This window comes from Pseudomonas fluorescens (genome assembly GCF_002837185.1).
In the GTDB taxonomy this organism is placed as follows: domain Bacteria; phylum Pseudomonadota; class Gammaproteobacteria; order Pseudomonadales; family Pseudomonadaceae; genus Aquipseudomonas; species Aquipseudomonas fluorescens_AM.
Window position 1 is genome coordinate 1 of the sequence record NZ_KZ478018.1, and the last position, 14,764, is coordinate 14,764.

The 14,764-nt window shown below is 58.1% G+C and carries 14 protein-coding genes; 10 read left to right on the forward strand and 4 right to left on the reverse strand.

Annotated features, from left to right (window positions below; genetic code table 11):
- Positions 1 to 318: 318 nt before the first annotated feature.
- The gene (treS, locus tag CIB54_RS22705) at positions 319 to 2,382 is read left to right on the forward strand and encodes a maltose alpha-D-glucosyltransferase (protein WP_101221031.1); all 2,064 of its coding nucleotides are present in this window, start codon (positions 319 to 321) and stop codon (positions 2,380 to 2,382) included.
- Positions 2,383 to 2,471: 89 nt separating this feature from the next.
- On the opposite strand, the gene CIB54_RS22710 is transcribed toward treS, so the two are convergent.
- Positions 2,472 to 2,879 carry a hypothetical protein gene (locus CIB54_RS22710; protein ID WP_101221032.1) on the reverse strand — a complete coding sequence of 136 codons (408 nt, stop codon included), beginning with the start codon at positions 2,877 to 2,879 and terminating at the stop codon, positions 2,472 to 2,474.
- Between the two features lie 227 nt (positions 2,880 to 3,106).
- Between CIB54_RS22710 and CIB54_RS22715 the strand changes: the two genes are divergently transcribed.
- From CIB54_RS22715 to CIB54_RS22735, 5 genes are all read left to right on the forward strand, one after another.
- Positions 3,107 to 3,565 carry an Hsp20 family protein gene (locus CIB54_RS22715; RefSeq protein ID WP_065952650.1) on the forward strand — a complete coding sequence of 153 codons (459 nt, stop codon included), beginning with the start codon at positions 3,107 to 3,109 and terminating at the stop codon, positions 3,563 to 3,565.
- A gap of 342 nt (positions 3,566 to 3,907) precedes the next feature.
- Positions 3,908 to 4,123, forward strand: coding sequence for a hypothetical protein (locus tag CIB54_RS22720; protein ID WP_065952651.1), 216 nt, complete (start codon positions 3,908 to 3,910; stop codon positions 4,121 to 4,123).
- 516 nt (positions 4,124 to 4,639) lie between these two features.
- On the forward strand, positions 4,640 to 7,327 hold the full coding sequence (locus CIB54_RS22725; RefSeq protein ID WP_101221033.1) for a phosphoenolpyruvate carboxylase: 2,688 nt from the start codon (positions 4,640 to 4,642) through the stop codon (positions 7,325 to 7,327).
- Between the two features lie 78 nt (positions 7,328 to 7,405).
- Complete coding sequence (locus CIB54_RS22730) at positions 7,406 to 8,461, forward strand: NAD(P)-dependent oxidoreductase (RefSeq protein ID WP_101221034.1); 1,056 nt, start codon at positions 7,406 to 7,408, stop codon at positions 8,459 to 8,461.
- Between the two features lie 27 nt (positions 8,462 to 8,488).
- The gene (locus CIB54_RS22735; RefSeq protein WP_065952654.1) at positions 8,489 to 9,142 is read left to right on the forward strand and encodes an RraA family protein; all 654 of its coding nucleotides are present in this window, start codon (positions 8,489 to 8,491) and stop codon (positions 9,140 to 9,142) included.
- Between the two features lie 233 nt (positions 9,143 to 9,375).
- On the opposite strand, the gene CIB54_RS22740 is transcribed toward CIB54_RS22735, so the two are convergent.
- Both CIB54_RS22740 and CIB54_RS22745 read right to left on the reverse strand, forming a co-directional pair.
- Positions 9,376 to 10,467 (reverse strand): bifunctional transcriptional activator/DNA repair enzyme AdaA, encoded by a 1,092-nt coding sequence (locus CIB54_RS22740; protein WP_101221035.1) that lies wholly within the window; start codon positions 10,465 to 10,467, stop codon positions 9,376 to 9,378.
- Between the two features lie 98 nt (positions 10,468 to 10,565).
- Entirely contained in the window at positions 10,566 to 11,387 is an 822-nt protein-coding gene (locus CIB54_RS22745; protein ID WP_065952656.1) for an isocitrate lyase/PEP mutase family protein, read from the reverse strand.
- Between the two features lie 335 nt (positions 11,388 to 11,722).
- Between CIB54_RS22745 and CIB54_RS22755 the strand changes: the two genes are divergently transcribed.
- The 4 genes from CIB54_RS22755 (at position 11,723) to CIB54_RS22770 (ending at position 13,764) form a co-directional block, all read left to right on the forward strand.
- Positions 11,723 to 12,244, forward strand: coding sequence for a hypothetical protein (locus tag CIB54_RS22755; protein ID WP_420094168.1), 522 nt, complete (start codon positions 11,723 to 11,725; stop codon positions 12,242 to 12,244).
- A 166-nt stretch (positions 12,245 to 12,410) separates the two neighbouring features.
- Positions 12,411 to 12,899: a gas vesicle accessory protein GvpU gene (gvpU, locus tag CIB54_RS22760; protein ID WP_083218036.1), complete on the forward strand. Its 489-nt coding sequence runs from the start codon at positions 12,411 to 12,413 to the stop codon at positions 12,897 to 12,899.
- 188 nt (positions 12,900 to 13,087) lie between these two features.
- Positions 13,088 to 13,423, forward strand: a complete 336-nt coding sequence (locus CIB54_RS22765; RefSeq protein WP_101221036.1) for an MFS transporter — start codon at positions 13,088 to 13,090, stop codon at positions 13,421 to 13,423.
- The gene (locus CIB54_RS22770) at positions 13,420 to 13,764 is read left to right on the forward strand and encodes a hypothetical protein (RefSeq protein WP_065952658.1); all 345 of its coding nucleotides are present in this window, start codon (positions 13,420 to 13,422) and stop codon (positions 13,762 to 13,764) included. Before CIB54_RS22765 ends, CIB54_RS22770 begins: the two co-directional genes overlap by 4 nt.
- A 170-nt stretch (positions 13,765 to 13,934) precedes the next feature.
- Here CIB54_RS22770 and CIB54_RS27410 read toward each other — a convergent pair whose 3' ends face one another.
- A complete protein-coding gene (locus tag CIB54_RS27410) occupies positions 13,935 to 14,504 on the reverse strand; it encodes a DUF6530 family protein (RefSeq protein ID WP_157829750.1) in 570 nt (189 codons plus the stop codon).
- Between the last annotated feature and the right edge of the window lie 260 nt (positions 14,505 to 14,764).

Below are 14,764 nucleotides of genomic sequence, written 5' to 3' on the forward strand. Positions count from 1 at the left end.
TTTTGGTTACTTTTGGGGCTCTTTTCCAAAAGTGACCCGCTGTAAAAGCGGAACCCATAGTGGCCGTGACCGCAGAAACGGATATGTACTCAATCTGATCCAGCATCCTGGTCGGCCCGGAAGCCGCCATCGGGGGCAAGCCCCCTCCCACATTGGGCCGACGCGTGTCAGTTGGGTAGCTGTCGGCTGGGCGGCCGCCATCGGGGGGCAAGCCCCCTCCCACATTTGGCTATGGATCTGTATCCCGATGCAACGAATTGCCCCCGCCGTCGCTCCTATGCTTACGAATCACCTTCAACGACCACAGGTATCAGGCTTATGACGGCGGCGGACAACGATCATGTGAATTGGCTGGTGCAACAGTCCATGCTGAACGCGGCGCGCCAGCGCGCCAAGCTCTATTCGGGGCAGGGACGGATGTGGCAGCAACCCTTCGCACACACCCGCCCGCGTGACGCTTCAGCCTTGTCATCGGTATGGTTCACGGCGTATCCGGCGTCGATCGTGACCCGCGAAGACGGCACGGTGCTGGAGGCGCTGGGCGACGAAAGCCTATGGCATGCATTGTCGAAAATCGGCATCCAGGGCATTCACAACGGGCCGCTGAAAAAGTCCGGCGGTTTGTCCGGCACTCAACATACGCCGACCATCGACGGCAACTTCGACCGCATCAGCTTCGACATCGACCCGCAACTGGGCACCGAGGCGCAGTTGCAGGCGCTGACACGCATGGCCGCCGCGCACAATGCGGTGATCATCGACGACGTGATCCCGTCCCACACCGGCAAGGGTGCGGATTTTCGTCTGGCGGAAATGGCCTATGAAGACTATCCGGGCCTGTACCACATGGTCGAAATCCGTGAAGAAGACTGGTCGCTGCTGCCGGACGTCGCTGAGGGCCGCGATGCGCAGAACCTCAGCCCGCCGCAGGTGGATGCACTGCGCGACAAGCACTACATCGTCGGCCAATTGCAACGGGTGATTTTCTTCGAGCCCGGCGTCAAGGAAACCGACTGGAGCGCCACGCCCGTGGTGATGGGGGTCGACGGCAAGCCGCGACGCTGGGTGTACCTGCATTACTTCAAGGAAGGGCAGCCGTCGCTGAACTGGCTCGATCCGTCATTCGCCGCCCAGCAGATGATCATCGGCGACGCGCTGCACGCCATCGATGTAATGGGCGCCAAGATCCTGCGCCTGGACGCCAATGGCTTTCTCGGCGTGGAACGCAAGCTCGACGGCAGCGCCTGGTCGGAAAGCCATCCGCTGTCGATCACCGGCAACCAGCTGCTGGGCGGCGCGATTCGCAAGGCCGGTGGTTTCAGCTTCCAGGAACTCAACCTGACCGTCGACGATATCGCCTCAATGTCCCACGGCGGCGCCGACCTGTCCTATGACTTCATCACCCGGCCGGCCTACCAGCATGCGTTGCTGATGGGCGACGCCGAATTCCTGCGCCTGATGCTGCGCCAGATGCACAGCCTCGGCATCGACCCTGGTTCGCTGATCCACGCGCTGCAAAACCACGATGAACTGACCCTGGAACTGGTGCACTTCTGGACCCTGCATGCCCATGACACCTTTCTGTTCCAGGGCCAGACCTTTCCCGGCAATATCCTGCGCGAGCATATCCGCGAGCAGATGTACGAACGCCTGACCGGCGAGCACGCGCCGTATAACCTCAAGTTCGTCACCAATGGCGTGTCCTGCACCACCGCCAGCATCATCACCGCAGCCCTCGGCATTCGCGACCTGGACGCGATCACCGCGGCCGACGTGCAGCAGATTCGCCAGATCCATTTGCTGCTGGTGATGTACAACGCCATGCAGCCAGGGGTGTTTGCGCTGTCCGGTTGGGACCTGGTGGGCGCCTTGCCATTGGCGGCCGAAGAGGTCGGGCATTTGATGGCCGATGGCGACACGCGCTGGATTCATCGCGGCGCCTACGACTTGGTCGACCTCAACCCCGACGCCGAATTGTCGGCCGGGCAGATGCCGCGCTCCAGAAGCCTGTACGGCAGCTTGAACAGCCAATTGCAGGACCCGGATTCATTCGCCTCACAGTTGCAGAAGATCCTCGGCGTGCGCCGCGCCTACGACATTGCTGCCAGTCGCCAGATCCTGATTCCGGATGTCGAGCACCCGGGCCTGCTGGTCATGGTGCACGAATTGCCGGCAGGCAAGGGCACGCAGATCACTGCGCTGAACTTCGGCGCCACGCCGATCACCGAATCCCTGCACTTGCCCAACATCGCACCGGGGCCGGTGGTGGACATCATCAATGAGCGTGTGGAAGGGGATCTGACGGAGGAGGGCACGTTCACCATTACGCTGGATGCCTATGAAGGACTGGCCTTGCGGGTGGTGAGCAGTACGCCGATGTAACGGGAGTGACAGTCTCTTACACGCCGGGTTGAAGGACCTTTCAAGGTCGTTCAACCCGGCGTGTGTGCTGTCGGGACAGCGTCAGAGGATCAGCGGTGCTTGTTCTTGTGCTTATGCTTGTTGCCTTTGTGTTTCCCGCCGTCATCCCCCAGGTTGTTGCCCACCGCGCCACCGGCGGCACCGCCCAAGCCTGCGCCGATGGCCGAACCGGTGCTGCCGCCCAGGTGATTGCCGATCACTGAACCACCCGCAGCGCCAACTCCGCCGCCCAGTGCCGCTTCCGCTCGATTGCCTTTGCGCGCGCCCACCGCGCCGCCGGTCGCACCCCCTACGCCAGCGCCGATGGCCGCACCGGTGGAGCCACCGAGCTGCCCACCCACGACATTGCCCAGTACGCCGCCGACCCCGCCGCCCAGAGCAGCGGTGCCATCTCCGGCGGCCGAGGCGCCTTGGGAGATCAGGATGCCCAATGCCAGGGCTGCTAAAGTCATTTTCATTTTTCTTGTACCTCAAGGGCTGTCTCAGGCGCTCACGGGGTAAAGCACGCCTGTGTTGAGATTAGAGCACAAGCGCGAGCCCCGCCGTTCCTGCGATAGCGATATCAGCCAAGAAAATTTTTTTTCGCCCCCTTGAAATCCCTTTGAGCGTCCATAAATTTTTGATCACGCGATGCCGAATGCGGGTCGCGTCCTAAATCACTTGGAGAAACTCAGGAGATTTTAAAATGGCTACTACCCTTTCGTTGGCCCCACTGTTCCGTCAATCGGTGGGCTTTGATCGCTTCAACGACCTGTTCGAGTCGGCGCTGCGCAGCGAGGCTCCGAATTCCTATCCACCTCACAACGTGGAAAAGCACGGTGATGACGCCTACCGGATTGTCATCGCAGTGGCTGGCCTGACCGAGGAGGATCTGGATATCCAGGTCGAAAGAGGCGTATTGACGGTTTCCGGCGGCAAACGCGAAACCGACGAGAAGGTCGCTTACCTGCACCAGGGCATCGCCCAGCGCGCTTTCCGGTTGTCGTTCCGCCTGGCGGACCACATCGAAGTGCGCGGCGCGGCCTTGAACAACGGGCTGCTGAGCATCGACCTGCTGCGCGAGGTGCCTGAAGAGGCCAAACCCAAGCGCATCATGATCGGTGGCGAGGCCAAGCCCGAGCTGCGTCAGGTCAGTGTGCAGTAAGGCAATCGGCGGTAGAAAGGCGCTCTTCGGAGCGCCTTTTTTGTGTGCGCGCAGCGTCGCAGCCACAAGGTCGCGGCCTGCGCGACCATTCATTTTGAACTGCCCGCACCGCAGCGTGCCGAAACTCTACAACCTGGAGGAATCAGCCATGACCGAAGAAAAGCGCAAGCAACCCGAAGAGCAAACGCCGGCGCACTCCACCGAAGAGGAGCGTGAGCGACTCAAGGATTTCAACAAGGACGGTATCCCGCCGGGCGCGTGCTGAAAGGCACTCGCACGTTCTGTCTGAACAGCCCACTCAGCCCTGTGCGCAACCGCGCGCTACTGCAATAGAGGTGATTTATGGTCGATGACAATAACGGTCCCGCAGCGCCCTATCCCGGACCGCAAAAGCAAGTGCCCGACCTGGGCGAAGGTCACGCGTCAGGCCTGGACCAGGCTGAGTCCGAGCCCAAGCAAGGCACAGGCGAGAAGCCGGAAGATTGGAACCCACCGCCTGGCAATCCCGGATCGGATCAGGACGCCCAGACCGACCGTAACAATGGCGGTGCGAAGTAGTTCGTCGCACAGCATGAACTGACAAAACCCGGCCAAGCGCCGGGTTTTTCGTTTGCAGGCAGCAAGGATGTCTGCTCCCTGAGTAGGAAATGGTGTTCATGAAGAATTATTTAGGTTGCGCCCGCAGGTGATTCCTACTCGATATCCCCCTCGGCTCAGCCGGTTTTCGTGACTGCAGATTAATGCCAAATAATCAGCACGTTAGAAAATATGCAGGCAGTTAACCGGACTTCAGTGCCGTGATTTTTATTAGCTTCCTATCTTTATTTTCAAGTTGGCTATTCCAAAAAGGTCTTTTGTGGAGAAATCCAAGCCATGTTTTATTGCTGACGGATGTAACAAATTGTTTCAATTTTCTGCCGTTTTTCGGTACCGACAAGGGGGCTTTCTGTCGGCGAACAGGTGAGTTCCGTTCGTTGCGACGCTGTGGGTTGAGCCTGGGACATTGATGATTTTGCGTGTGTCTGTCCGGCGCACTGCAAACAAGGGATTTGACAATTATCGAGGCTTGAACCCATGAATCATGTGATCAACTCCATACTGGAAAATGCATCAACTCGCCCCTCAATCGGCCATACCAACCCCGCGTTGCTGCACGACGTTCTATGGCGAGCACTGGAGCACGCACTCAAGGCCAACACGGATGATGCCTCCCAAACCCCGCACACCCGCGCCTGCCTGAGGATCTACGCTGAAATCGATACGCTGGCGTATCTGGACAAGGCAGATTCGAAATTGGCCGCTGCCCTGGGCAAGGCGTTCTTTGAATCGCGCTCCAGCAAAGACGTCGAGGCGTTCTGGAAGTTGTTGCTGATCAAGCAACTGCTGTTCGAAGTGTCGGTCAGGAGTGTGGCGACCCAGATTGCTTCACAAGCCAGCCTGCCTCGTCAGTTGCTCACGCTCGATCCGCAGTTGATCGCAGCGCCGTCGGGGGTAAATATCAGCCTGGGCGTGCTGTGCAAAGAGACCGACCAGCTCAAGCATTCCGTTGTGCTGGTCTTGCAGAAACTGGCACAGCACATCGAGGACCGTGGCCTCAAAAAGCCTCAAGTTACTTCGCAGATCCTGCTGGAGCTGTACAACGCCGTGTGGTCGGGCAGCAATGGCACCGATATCGAGTCACAGCTTTTTTACGCCGACAGTGTGTATGACGCGTTGCCCGACGTGCATCACGCCCTGGGCCTGGCGCCGCAGGCAAAATGGCTGACGTTGTTCACCTGGTTATACGGCGACAAGGATGGCCGCCCCTATGACACCAACCAGCACACCGAAACCCTGGTGCTGGCGCTGGAAACGGCGCTGCGCAATCGCTACATCGCTGATATCGACGGCCTGATCAAGGACGGCGGTGCACGGCATCGCCTTGAAGAGATTCGTGCACGCCTTGGCGCGGATCATCCCGAGCATTTCGAGCAACCGGCCGAACTGATCGATGCACTGAGCAGCATCCGTTTTACCCAGCCGGCCGCCATCGACCGTCTGCTGCTGCGGGTGCATGCGTTTGGCTTTCACTATCTGGATATCGAGTTTCGTGAAAACGCCGAGATGTTCAGCAGCGTGGTCGATGAGATTCTGTCCAGCCAGTGGCTGGAAACCATTGGCCTGGGTCAGGGCCGGCACTATCACGAACTGGATGAGCGTGCGCGTCAGGCCGCGCTTGAGGTCGCACTGGACGGCGGAACGGCCCAGACGCCCGCTGCCTTGTGGCAAGCGTATCTGCAACGCACCACGCCGCTTTACACCCGCAAAATCGAGCAATACGCCGGCCAGGATTACATTGCGCTGATGGAGCAGGACCCGAGCTATATCCGCATGCACGATGCGCGCAACGCGGTGGAGCGGTTTGAAATGATCGACCGTTATCGCGACCGCATGAAAATCCACGGGATCGCCGAGTACACCTCGGCCCTCAGCGCGCTGGAGGTGCTGTTCCTGATGAAAGCGGCCCAGGTGCGGGACGGGATCGACATCGCCCTGCAACCCGAAGACCTGGCAGGCGCCGAGCGCACGCTGGCCACGGTGCATGAGGTGTACGAAAACCCGGTGTACCGCCAGCACCTGGCAACGCGCGGCAACCGCCAATACATCACGTTCGGCCCCAGTGACACCGGCAAGCAGGGCGGCAAGGCCATGCACAAGCTGAACATGGCGATTGCCAACCAGCACAAGCTGATTGCGGCCCGCTACGGCATCGAGGTGGTCGTCCACGTCATCATGGGCGGGGAACACGCACGCTGTAACGGGGTGATCGCCGAGACCTTGCAGGAGTTCGGCGCGCTGGAGGGCCCGGAAACCCGGTTCATGCTGGCCGGCTGCGCGGAGATGCGCGCGCATCTGCTGAGCCGCAACCAGTCCGTCAACTTTCTCAGCCAGTTGTACCGGATGCACGCCGAGCCCCTGCCGCAACCGTCCGAGGCGGTCATTGCCGGCAGGATTCAACGGTGGGGGGAGGTGGTGCGACGCTACCAGGCGACATTCTTCGAACACCCGGCGCTGCCTTCCCTGCTGCGCGACCTGGCGCGATTCGATGTGGTCAGGGCCACCGCCAAGGGCACCCGGCCGCCTTCTCGGATCTTCAACATCAAGGTGTTCGAGTCGCGTCCCGATGCCATTCGTGCGATTCCCTGGACCCGCGCCTTGCTGGCCGGTGGGTTGCACAGCGAACTGATCGGCGTCGGGCAGTTCGCGCAGGAGCCGGCAACGCAGCTGTCGAAGGCTTTCAACGAGGATGAGAGCTTTCACACCTACGTCAAAGGCATGGCCTACGCCATTGCACGAACCGACCTCAAATGCGCCTGGCTGACCCTGACCGGCAGCATCCCGGAAAAGGCCCACATCCAGGCGCTGGCGCACGCCCTTAAGACCGAAGCCGTCGGCACCGCCGAACAGTTGCTGGCCAGCCTGCACCTGGAAGTGATTGAAGGTAAGCGCTTCGTGTACAAAGCCACCACCGGCACCGAGCCGGCGGACCCGTGGAAAATCAAGGAAGGCAGCCTGCTCAACCTGTGGCCCAGCCTCAAGGCCGAGGTCTACCGCAAGGAAAAGAACCTGCGAATCTACCGGTTGTTTCTGATCTACGCCAAAAGCAATCCCGCGTTCATCCAGTCGTCATCGCTGAATGATTTCTACAGCGGGTTCCTCGCGGCCGTGAGTACCGACGCAGGCCTGGTCGATCCTACAAGTGCCCACCATTTCACCTGGTGATCAACCCCGATGGTTAACCCCGATGCCTGGGGCAACCCGGGTATCGGCAGGCGCTACCCTCCCAAGAGGATCCACTGTATGGCATTGACCACCCTGATACTGGATGCCCCCGGGCCGCCGTTACTGTTTGAGGAAGTCGATCGCTTTCTCGAACTGGGCCTGGCCGTCACCCTCAACCTGCACTATTTCGCCGACAAAGAGCACATTCAGCAGCACTACGGCACGCGCATTGACTATGCCGAGATCAACTGCCATGACGAGCCGGCCTTTATTGCCGCCGTAAGTCGGGCAGGGGGCTACAGCGTGTTCAAGACGCGCCTGAACATCCCCTTGGGCGCCGGCCTGATCCGCGCCGCCGCCTCGTCCGCTCTGGCCACCCCACTGCGCGCCATTGCCCAGGCCGGCACGGGGGTCAATCATATTGATCGGTTGGCGTGCGAGCAGTGGGACGTGGCGATACTCAATACGCCGGGTTCCAACGCGGTCGCTGTTGCCGAATACGTCGTCGCCCAGGCGCTGTTTCTGTCGCGCGACCTGGATGACTACAACGCCGCAACGCACAACGGCCACTGGGCAAAAGGCACCTTGGCACCGGCCCCCGAATACGCCGAACTGACGCTTGGTCTGGTAGGCACCGGCAGCATCGCCCGGCAGGTGGCGCACAAGGCAGCGGCACTGGGCATCAAGGTGATCGCCACCGGGTCCGAGCGTTTTACCGAACCGGTGGCGCGCAGCCTTGGGCTTGAACGACGGGCAGGGCTTGAACAGTTACTGGCCGAGGCGGACATCGTCTCGCTCCACGTACCGCTCACCCCGCAGACCCGAGGCTTGTTCGGCACTGCCCAGTTCCGCCAGATGCGCCAGGGATCCATCCTCATCAATACCGCGCGCGGCGGGATCGTCGACGAGCAGCAGTTGGCCGCCTTCATGCGCCAGTTTCCCAGGCATATCAAAGCGGTGGCCATCGATACCTTTGCTCTGGAGAAAGACCGCTTCGACTCGCCATTGACCACAATTGCCAATGCGCAATTGACGCCGCATATCGCCGGCAATACCACCACGGCAATCCGGACAGCATCACGCCAGATCGTCGACAAGATCCACGCATTCAGTGTCGCCACCACCGCGCGTTAACCCACAGGACACAAGGAAGGCCTCATCATGCAAACCTCTATTTTTACCCGCCTCGACGCCCTGAGCTGTACCGACCTCAGCGATGCGATGGACCGCCTCGGCATCGTTTGCCAATGCACCGACATCATGCCCCTGGACCGCACGTTCAAGCTCACGGGCAAAGCCTGGACCCTGCGCTACGGCCCTATTGGCCAGGACGGCGGCTCGGTCGGCGATTACATTGATGACCTCGAAGCCGGCCAGGTGGTGGTGATCGACAACCAGGGGCGGCAGGACACCACCGTGTGGGGAGATTTGCTGACCTCTACCGCCTCGCGCAAACACCTGGCGGGCACGGTGATTGACGGCATCTGCCGCGATGTTGACCGTGCGTTGGAACTCGACTACCCGATCTTCTCCCGAGGCAACTGGATGCGCACCGGCAAGGACCGCGTGCGTGTCGAAGCCATCCAGGCGCCCGTGACGCTGGGCGGCGTCAGGGTACAACCGGATGACTGGTTGCGCGGCGATGGTGATGGCCTGGTGGTGATTCCCGCCGGTTCACTGAGCCAGGTGCTGGCCGTGGCCGAAGAAATCCACCAGGCCGAAGAGCATATTCGTGCGGCTATCGAAGCGGGCGTACCGCTACGCCAAGCCCGTGCCGATTACGGCTACCACGCCTTGCAGACGCCGCGCCGCTGATTGAGCACCAACAGAAGCCGCAGTGGGTGCGGCTTCTGTGTTCACAGAGGGGCCGCAGTACTTGGTTGACATCCAACAACCCGGTCGAGAACTTGATCCGGCCGTGAGCGCTTGGGCGGTCGAACGGGTTGTTTGCTGGGTCGCTGCGCAGCGGCAGACGGGCGGCGGCGATCATGAGCTTGATCCAGTCTGCGCGGATCAGTTGTTGTGTCTGCGCCTATCAGGCTTGGCAACTAATTCAACAGGAATTCGTTCTGTTGCGTCATTTGCAAAGCAGTCTTCTCCAAACGCAGTAAAAATTCTTTCCGTGGCTGGCCTCCGCCATATCCGGCGAGTGCACCATTTGTCGCTATGACACGGTGACAGGGCACAACAATAGATAAGCGATTGTGTCCATTTGCATTGCCCACCGCTTGGCTTGCACCTGGCTTACCGACGGCCCTGGCGATGGCACCGTAGGTTGAAACGGTTCCATAGTCGATTTTCAGAAGCTCTGCCCACACACGTCTGTCAAACGAGCTGCCTGGCATATGGAGCGGTACTGAAAACCTTTTCAGCTTTCCATCAAAATAAAGTTTTAGTTGAACTTCGATCTGCTTGATGTAGGGATGCTCGCCAGGCGCAATTGAATACCCATGACGCCCACGCAGTTCTTTTAATTCAGCGGTCAGGGCCGGGCGGTCAAGAAATTCGAGGAGTACCAAACCTCGTTCCTCTGCCATGGCAATCATTGGGCCCAACGGTGTCGTCAGATGGCGATAAAGCAGGAGCGACGTTTCAGCTGCCTTGCCGGGGGGCATTTGAAATGTTTTTTTGAAAGCATCTCTAAAACCACTCAATGACTCGTATCCTGAGTCAAATGCTGTGTTATCCAGCGTTTCGCCCGAGGAAATCCGACCTAGGGCGACACCGAGCCTTCTAGAACGCATCCATGCATGAAAAGTCATGCCAAAATTTTGTTTGAACCACCTGCGTAAGCGTAACGGATCGATACCACGCGTCGTTAGTTCGGCATCACTCCAGCGAGCGTCAGGTGATGCGGATACAGAGGCCAGTAGCCCCTTGACCCAATCTGGCGCGCAAGCCGCGAGGTCCAATGGCTTGCATCGTAAGCAAGGCCGATAACCTGCTGCCATCGCTTCGTTTGCCTGCGAAAAAAACTCTACATTCTCGGGCTTTGGCTTACGCGCACCACACGTAGGGCGGCAAAAAATACCTGTAGTTTTGACAGCAGTGAAAAAAACGCCCTCATAGGCGGTGTCGCTGCATAGCATCGCATTCACCATCTCGCTTCTGGGCGGGAGAGCGTGATTGTAAGATCTCATAGACCGTAGCCTCGTCCTCGAATGGGTGTGAAAATCGCTTTAGCGGTGCGCGCAACTGCGGCGATTTTCATGCGGATCACAGATTAATAGAGCGAAGATTACTTTTCGCTGAGGTGTTTTTTTGCGGTCATAAGGCTATTCAGGTCGCTGTAGGTATATGCGTCCAATGGATACTCGAAAAGCTTTCCCGTTCGCAAGAAGCTCTTGGCTATCGCCTTGTTGGCGCCGTATAAGAATTCAGCAATGCTGGAACCGGCGCTCAGCCGTTTGACGCCTAGACTCGTCAATTCATCCATGCCAGGTTGCCCGTTCCAGGCAAGGAGGTTGACGGGTAGCCGCGTTGCCTCGCACAGTGTAGCAATGGCGTTTTCCTCAACCATTCCAGCTGCAAAAATGCCGTCTGCACCTGCTTGCTCAAACAGTGATGCACGCAAGAGGGTCTCTGCCAATTGTCGCGCGGGTTCTACCAAACATCTCAGATAAACGTCAGTTCGTACGTTCACGAACAGGTCGACTCCATGCTTGTTGGCTACGTTCTTTGCCACTTCGATTTTTCGCAAAATCAGATCGGTGCTGCCTGTTCCGTCCTCAATGTTGATTCCAACGGCTCCAGCCCTGACGACGCAGTCAATAACTTTAGCAACCGACTCAAGGTCGTCGGAATAGCCCCCTTCGACATCGACCGTGAGGGGGACTGTGAGCACTCGAACCATTGACTCAACTGTAGTAGTCAGCAGTTTCAGGGGAAGTTGATTGCCATCCTGGTATCCATGCGCCCAAGCAACGGCGGCGCTGCTGGTCGCGACTGCCTTACTTCCTACGCTCTCGACAATACGTGCGCTGCCGGCATCGCTCACGTTGGCGAGTACCAACACATTATCTTGGTGAAGGTTGCGGAAAACCGCACTTAGTGGCGTCATTCAGTGGTACCCCGGTGAGAGAAGACAGATGCAGATCGCGCTATCGTAAGCTGACTAAATCGACGTCTCCACCGAGAAATCGACAGTGATTTAGAGCTGGCGAATAGAGTTTTTGCGGGCTAGGGAGGGCTGCTTCTCGGGGCCGCTTTCATCTACCCACTCAAACCCGTTGTCGATAGGCGTGATTGCCCGATGTGGCCAGATCGCCCGGAAGAAGGGTTGTGGGCGACGTTCTCCACGCGCGCGTTGATCGGGGCGGCGCGGTCCTTGGCCCAGTGCGTTCGCCATCCCGGCGAACCGGGTCGGCGCGGAGCAGCTCGCCTTGCAGGTGCACAATTGCAAAGCGGTCGTCGGCGCAACGTTGTAACGCGCTATCGCGCTCCTCGCTCACGGCGTTCGCCAGAGCATGTGCCAAGCAGAAGGGGGAGATCGTCGGCAAGGAGGCTGCGCTGCTTCAGGATTGCTGGGTCTTCGGCCGGCTGCACAAAGCGCTCACTCCGGCGCACTGGCGCGCGTTAGTGGCTAAGTACTCCACTCATGAAGAGCGCAAGCACGGCGCCATTATGGAACTTCTGAATTCGGTGAAGACACCAGCGCCGAAGCGCTTTAGGGAATGCGCCGTGCTGACCTGGGCCATTCCTCAGGTTGCCGGCGCCGATGGCAAGCGTTCCGCCGCGGTGCTGCCAGCGGCATGGTACGACATCACCAATTGGGACAATGACGGCAAGCCAGAATCGACCCGGTACCGGTGGCGCTCAACTATCCGCAAGGCGCTCGACGACCGGGTGAACGAGGCGCTAACTGCCGCTCAGGAACTACTTGATGCGCAAGGTTTAATCGAAAGTTGTGCCGCTTAGCGAAAAGCCTTTGCAACGAATGAGAAAATGAGAGATTATTTATTCATCCTGTCGATCTTGCGCGTTAGGAATCTATACTTAAAGCCCGGCACACACGCTGGGCTTTTTTGTGGGTGCCAAGTTGATGTATAGATGAGACTCAGTTTCCAGCCGGATGGAGTCTCTAATGCAAGAATCTCAAGATCAGACCAAAACTGTCGTAGAGGAATTGGATTTACTCAACGATAAAGCTTTCACAAAAACACAATGGGAAGGGCGCCAGACTGATTGGCTATTGCAGTGGCTCGTAAGAAGCTCTAATCAAGCATCATTAAGCATTGGCGTCACTTTATCAGTTGGTGGATCAGTAATATCGGGCAAACTGATCCCCCACGCAGTGTATTTTGAGAGGCTTGCCGAAAGCTTTTCGGCTCCCTTCCGGGAAAAAGGTGATCACAATGCAGATGCCATCCAAGACATAATTCTTGGTTTCAATGTGACCCCCGAATCTGAGTCTTCAGAGGAGGACGCACCCTTCCAGTTCCTTCATCTTGAAAATGCTAGAACTTACTTGGGTACATCGTCACCAATTCCTGGCGAGCCAGGTGCGCTTTGGCGCGGGAAAATTTCGTCAGTAGACGGATTTACGCTTGGAACGATTAGTAATAACGATTAAGCCGTACTGATATGAGTGACGGTACTTAAGTATTTTTGCTTAATTTCGCGCAGCTTAACTGCGCAATATTAAAGGCCCCGTCATCGTGCGGGCCTTTTCGTTTTCGGCTCCACCACACCCATTGCTCCGAGCTGGGAGTGCTGTATGAGCCGATTCAATTCCCAAACATGCCCCACGGAGTCGAGCGCATGGAGTATCTAGAACGCCTGCTCGACAAGATCGACAGGTTCGAATTGTTGATTGCGGGCCTGATTGGGGCTGTTGTTGCCAATGGGTGGCACAAGGATGACTTGTCCGACTGGTGCGCCTGGATGGTGTTCTTGATCACGGGGGTGGCCTGCTCGCTGTACCTGACGAGCATGGTCAGCGCCTACCTGAATGTCACTGAGACCAAGATCGTCGCGGGGATTGGTTTCCTCCTGGGCACGTTCGGCGGTTCTCTCCTGGCAGCAATCAACCGAGCCATCAAAGCCGCTGACCTCTGGGCGCTCATCCGCCAGCGGTTCGGGGGAGGCAACCCATGAATCTTGAACTGATCAACTCCATCACCTGCGGCCTTATCGCGCTGTGGGCCACCTGGTGCGTACTGAGCGGTAAGGTGAGGGACGGCATTCTTGGGAAGCTGATCTACACCACGATCGCCATCACTGGTTTCGTTGTGTCGGTGCGCAGTCAGAATATCTTCTTCGGCCCGACCACTGCGGGTCTGACGTTGTATGTCTCCCTGGCCCTGGCCGGCGCCCGCCACATCTTCATGGTCACGTACTGGCAGCGTGTGGAGGTCTGGCTGTGCCGGACGCTGAACTCCGAGCAGTGTATGAGGTGCCCGAAGGCGCCTGAAGGTATCGACCGGCGGAAGCAGTAATTCGCGCCACGTTTTCGAATGCGCCAAATCGTGGCGCGAGGTTCTCAGATGAGCAACGTAACCCGCTCGCGACAAGCGCTGTCGTTGAGCCGGGACATCAACAACATCCTGGCCGAACTGGATAGCTCCATCGCCAAGACAATCGACGCGGCCAGGTCTGCCGTGCTGCCTCAAGGGCTGATCGTTGCCGAATTGCACGGGCACGCCCACACACACAAACCCACATCATTTTGAGTTGAATACATCAGGGGATCAGAGTTTTCCTTGAGCCTTGGACTGTTGAGCATCTGATAAAGCTTATTGAATCGACCTCTCAGGGCCTTTTCGTGATCACTCAAGAATTTGTCGAACTGGTCTTTGTCTTGATCTGCAACTGGTTCCTCCTCTATCCGAAATCCTTCGGGCTGATTGGTGAAAAGGCTTCGCTCAATTTCGACACTTTGCTCATCACGATCGAGGAGAACCTTAGCCAGAAATATTGACGAGTCGATTACCCTGTGCAGCGGTAGCTCTTCGGACTGGCGGGACCATTGATCCTTGTAGCGCATGATCTTTAGTGAAACCTCATTAGCGCACCACTGTGAAATCCCTATTGAAAGGTACCTAGTGTCGGTCTCGCCGTTGCGCCAGCCATCGAACTGCTTGTACGGCATGGCATATATGGGTTGGTGGTCGAGATGCTTAGGTAGGGATGGCGAAACGGCGTAGTTTTGTTTTGCGGCAAACTCTTCAATTGGCATAAGGAACGAACCTTGTTGTGTCGAGGGGGGGGGCTTGCCGCAGATTAGCGCGGCACTTGTCCTATAGGTCTTCGATGCCTGTCAGCTCTCTCTTGTGCTTACGGTCCAAGTCAATGAAGTAATCCGAGGGTTCTTGCGTTGTAAGTGTGACGTATTGCTCCGACTCTTCACGGCTCAAGCCCTTAAAGACTTCATTGCCGTCAGCATCAGTGTCTAGAGCGTTTTGCAGGCTCAGTATTTTCCTGTTCCACCCATCAAGA